The 4,588-nt window shown below is 59.7% G+C and carries 5 protein-coding genes; 3 read left to right on the top strand and 2 right to left on the bottom strand.

Going from position 1 to position 4,588, the window contains the following annotated elements; translation table 11 throughout:
- Positions 1-73: 73 nt before the first annotated feature.
- A complete protein-coding gene (locus tag AAAB16_RS18510) occupies positions 74-1,639 on the bottom strand; it encodes a PAS domain-containing methyl-accepting chemotaxis protein (RefSeq protein ID WP_340664647.1) in 1,566 nt (521 codons plus the stop codon).
- Between the two features lie 113 nt (positions 1,640-1,752).
- Positions 1,753-2,664 (bottom strand): LysR family transcriptional regulator, encoded by a 912-nt coding sequence (locus AAAB16_RS18515; protein WP_340664648.1) that lies wholly within the window; start codon positions 2,662-2,664, stop codon positions 1,753-1,755.
- 343 nt (positions 2,665-3,007) lie between these two features.
- Between AAAB16_RS18515 and speB the strand changes: the two genes are divergently transcribed.
- The 3 genes from speB to AAAB16_RS18530 form a co-directional block, all read left to right on the top strand.
- Positions 3,008-3,967, top strand: a complete 960-nt coding sequence (speB, locus tag AAAB16_RS18520) for an agmatinase (RefSeq protein WP_110617765.1) — start codon at positions 3,008-3,010, stop codon at positions 3,965-3,967.
- Positions 3,964-4,377 (top strand): nuclear transport factor 2 family protein, encoded by a 414-nt coding sequence (locus AAAB16_RS18525; protein ID WP_340664649.1) that lies wholly within the window; start codon positions 3,964-3,966, stop codon positions 4,375-4,377. The genes speB and AAAB16_RS18525 overlap by 4 nt, the downstream gene beginning before the upstream one ends.
- A gap of 77 nt (positions 4,378-4,454) precedes the next feature.
- Positions 4,455-4,588, top strand: a 134-nt coding sequence (locus tag AAAB16_RS18530) for a hypothetical protein (RefSeq protein WP_340664650.1), incomplete at its 3' end; no start/stop codon positions are given.

The following is a 4,588-nucleotide window of genomic DNA, read 5'->3' on the forward strand; positions in this document are numbered from 1 at the left end:
GTGCGCACCAATGCGGTATGCGCGCAAACCGCCGGCGCGCGCAGCACACCCTACGGGGCCATATGTTGCCGGTTTATTTGTTAAACCGCTCCGCCAGGCTGTGCAGGTAGTCGGCCATATTTTCCAGGTCCTGGCTGATGGCGACGCCTTCCTGCGCTTGCCCGGCGCTGCGGTCGGAGAGTTGGGCAATACGGGTGATTTGCTGGCTGATATCTTCAGCCACATGGCTTTGCTCTTCCGAGGCGGTAGCCATTTGCTGGCTCATGCCGGTGATACGCGTCACGGCCTGACTGATGCCATCCAACGCCTCGCGCACCGCTTCAACGCTGTGCACGCTTTCGCGGGAAATATCTTCACCTTTGCTGGCGGTGGCCACCGCGCGGTCGGCGCCGTTACGCAGCGCGGAAATAATTTGGTGAATCTGCTCGGTGGACTCACGTGTGCGCGAGGCCAGCGACCGCACTTCGTCGGCCACCACGGCAAAGCCTCTGCCCTGCTCGCCGGCACGCGCCGCTTCAATGGCGGCGTTAAGCGCCAGCAGGTTGGTCTGCTCGGCAATCGAGGTGATTACATCGGCGACGCTGCCAATCGACTGCGTGGAGTTGGCCAGATCTTTTACCGCTTGGCCGATCTCAGTCACGGCGTCGGCCATATGCTGCATCGCGCCGAGGCTGTCGTTGGCCAGGCCGCGACCCTGTTTGGCCAACTGGTCGGCCTCTTCAGCGGCATGAGCGGTGTTGGCGACGTTATGGGCAACCTCCTGAATGGTCGCCGCCATCTGGTTGATAGCCGTGGCCGATTGATCGGTTTCGCTTCGCTGCTGTTCCAATAGCTCGGCGCTGGAGTTGGATAATTTCGACGACTGCGCTGCACGCAATTTCACGTTAACGCCGGCATCTTCCAGGCGCGTCAGCGCGGTTTGCAGGCGCGCTTCTTCGCTGATCATGGCCAGATCAAGCAAGCCTTGCGGGCCGCGTTTGTCTGAATAGGTCAGGGACACCAGCTCACTGGTAAAGGCCTTGGGGTGCTGGGCCAAGGTGTGGCGCACCTCCTGACGTTTGGCCGCCACCATCCAGGCGGCCAGCACTCCCATCAACACCAAGGTGGCCGAGTGGCGCCACCAGCCGTCGAGCAAAAAGTCGCCGGCAATTACACACAAAGCGGCGAGAATCACCGGCCAGGAACGCAAGATATCCTGGGTCCAGTATTCCAGTGACGGCACCGGCGCTTTACCGGCGCGCAGGCGCGCGTAGAGCTTATCGGCGCGCGCCACCTGCTCGCGGGTGGGCACCGAACGTACCGACTCGTAGCCAACAATCCGGGCGTTTTCGTAAACCGGTGTGACGTACGCGCTAACCCAATAGAAATCGCCATTCTTGGCGCGATTTTTTACCAGCCCCATCCAGGGTTTGCCCTGCTTGAGCACGTCCCACATATGGCCAAACACGGCAGGCGGCATATCCGGGTGGCGAACCAAATTATGGGGTTGGCCGATCAGCTCTTCGCGGGTAAAACCGCTGAGCTCGACAAAGGCATCGTTGCAGTAGGTGATCTTGCTGCTGAGGTCAGTGGTGGAGATCAGCCGCTCATGCTCGGAGAAGGTTCTTTCTCGCTGTGTGACAGGCAGGTTCTGGCGCATCGTTTCAATCCGTGTTGGGTAAGAGCATACGAACTTCCGTGCTCATAACGGTTAGGTGTAGCACAGCACTGGCTACCCGCCAGCAGTGGCTAACACCTAAGTACAGAGGCTGATTATTCACCAGGCGTGCGTGCCGGCTGGGTTAACTGGGTTTTCAGTAGATCGCGAAAGGTTTGCAACAAGGGCTCGCGAGAACGGCCACGGCGGTAGGTCAGGGAGAACGGCGCCTGGTAACCAAAGGTGGTCGGCAGCAAGGGCCGGAGACGCTTCTGGTCGACCCAGGATTGCGCGTAATGCTCAGGGAGGTAGCCGATAAAGGCGCCGGAGAGTACTAGAATCAGCTGCGCCTCCATACTTTCCACGGTCGCGGCGCTGTGTTTAAAACCATGGCGCGCCAGCTCGGCCTGGCTCCAATAACTGCGCCCGACCATGCGTTGCTGGGTAATCAACTCCGGCGGAATACGCCGCTCGGCAAACAGCGGGTGGCGGTCGCTGCAATACAGCCAGTGTTGTTCGCGGTACAGCGCTTGGTAGAGCAAGCCATTCATGCGCGTGGAAAAGGAACCGATGGCCAAGTCCAGACGGTTTTCCAACACACCCAGTTGCAGCTCGTAGGGGCTCAGTACTGACAAGTGCAAATGCACCGCCGGGTGTTCTTCGCTGTAGGTGCCGATTACCTCAGCGAACGGCAAGGCGCGGTCGCTCACGGTGGAATCGATCACCCCCAGATTCAGGGTGCCGCGCAGCTCGCCTTTAAGGGCAGCGGCATAACGCTCGAAGCCTTCCATTTCGCCGAGCAAGCGCAGGGTTTCCTGGAAAAACAGCTCGCCCTTGCTGGTCAGGCTGAAACCGCCACGGCCGCGGTGGCACAGGCTTAAGCCGAGCTGGCCTTCGAGCTGGCTCATATAAGTGCTGATGGCCGAGGTCGACAGATTGAGCTCTTGCTGCGCCGCAGCAAAACCCTGGTGGCGCACCACACTGACGAAAATGCGCAGCAGTTTTAGGTCGGGAAGGACTTGGCTCAAAACAAACTCCAAACAAACTCAAATGCTCTGCTCCCCTCTCCTGCTTGCGGTCGCCCGGACAGGGGAGAGGGGCCGGGGGTGAGGGCCAGGCCAAACACCGTCGTTCACCGCAGCCCCTCACCCCAACACTCTCCCCGGAGGGGCGAGGGAGCTGACCGTGGGACGCCGCTGCTCTGCTCCCCTCTCCCGCAAGCGGGAGAGGCAATTGCTTGAAGTCTACCTACACCCCAATAGTTTAGAAATCTCTGAACTAAGTATTTGCCCGCCCCGGATTTTCTCTCCTGCACGGCCCTGCGCAGAATCGGCGCCACTACTAAAACCATAAAAACCGTGAGGCCACCCCGTGGACAAAAAGCTTCATCAACCCCTGGGCGGTAACGAAATGCCGCGCTTTGGCGGCATCGCCACCATGATGCGCTTGCCGCATATTCAAACCGACGCTGAACTCGATGCCCTGGACGCTGGCTTTGTTGGCGTGCCATTGGACATCGGCACCTCCCTACGCTCCGGCACCCGCTTCGGCCCACGCGAAATCCGCGCCGAGTCGGTGATGATTCGCCCCTACAACATGGCCACCGGCGCCGCGCCGTTTGACTCGCTGAATGTGGCCGATATCGGCGACGTGGCGATCAACACCTTCAACCTGCTCGATGCCGTGCGCATTATTGAAGAGAGCTACGACAAGATCATTGGCCACGGCATCTTGCCGCTGACCCTGGGTGGCGATCACACCATCACCCTGCCGATTCTGCGGGCCCTGCATAAAAAGCACGGCAAGATCGGCCTGGTGCATATCGATGCCCATGCCGATGTAAACGACCATATGTTTGGCGAAAAAATCGCCCATGGCACCACCTTCCGCCGCGCCGTGGAAGAAGGCCTGCTGGACTGCGACCGCGTGGTACAGATTGGTTTGCGCGCCCAGGGTTACACCGCTGAAGACTTCAATTGGTGCCGCCGCCAGGGCTTTCGTGTGGTGCAGGCCGAAGAGTGCTGGCACAAATCCCTCACCCCGCTGATGGCCGAAGTTCGCGAGAAAGTCGGCGGCGGTCCGGTGTACCTGAGTTTTGATATCGACGGCATCGACCCGGCCTGGGCACCTGGCACTGGCACCCCGGAAATCGGCGGCCTGACCACCATTCAAGCCATCGAAATTATTCGCGGCTGCCAAGGCCTGGAGTTGATTGGTTGTGACGTTGTGGAAGTTTCCCCGCCCTACGACACCACCGGCAACACCTCGCTGCTGGGCGCCAACCTGTTGTACGAAATGCTCTGTGTCCTGCCAGGGGTTTCTCACAAATGAGTGAGCCACAAATGAGTGGCGCCCTGAAAGAACAGCAAGTGCTGAACGCGGCGGAACGTTTAGTCGCCGCCTTTGCCCGCACCGATACCGCCGCCTACTTCGCCGCCTTTAGCGACGATGCCAGCTTTGTTTTCCACACCCTGCCGGAGCCGCTGCTCAGCCGCGCGGCTTACGAGAAGGTGTGGGCCGGTTGGTTGGCCGATGGCTTTGAGGTGCTGGAATGCACCTCCAGCAAACAGTTCGTCAGCCTGCAGGGCGATGTGGCGATTTTTGTCCACGACGTGCGCACCCAACTGCGGGTGCAAGGCGACGAGATCACCAGCTACGAGCGTGAAACCATTGTGTTTCGCCAGGTGGAAGCCGGCCGCTGGTTGGCCTGCCATGAGCATTTGTCTGCTGTGCCGATGTAAGCGCCGCTGTAACCACAATTAAAAAAACAGAGTTAAAGCCTAGCGATGCAACCGCTTTCCCGGGGAGGGGAACGACTATGCAAAACAACAATAACGAACACGCACTAACGCGGATCGAAACCTTCGGGGTCGAGCAGATCCCCGACAGCGAACGCAGTGCTAAACCGCTGGATTTGTTTCGCATGATTTTCGGCGGCGCAAACACCTTCGC

Source organism: Pseudomonas sp., from assembly GCF_037994325.1.
GTDB lineage: Bacteria > Pseudomonadota > Gammaproteobacteria > Pseudomonadales > Pseudomonadaceae > Aquipseudomonas.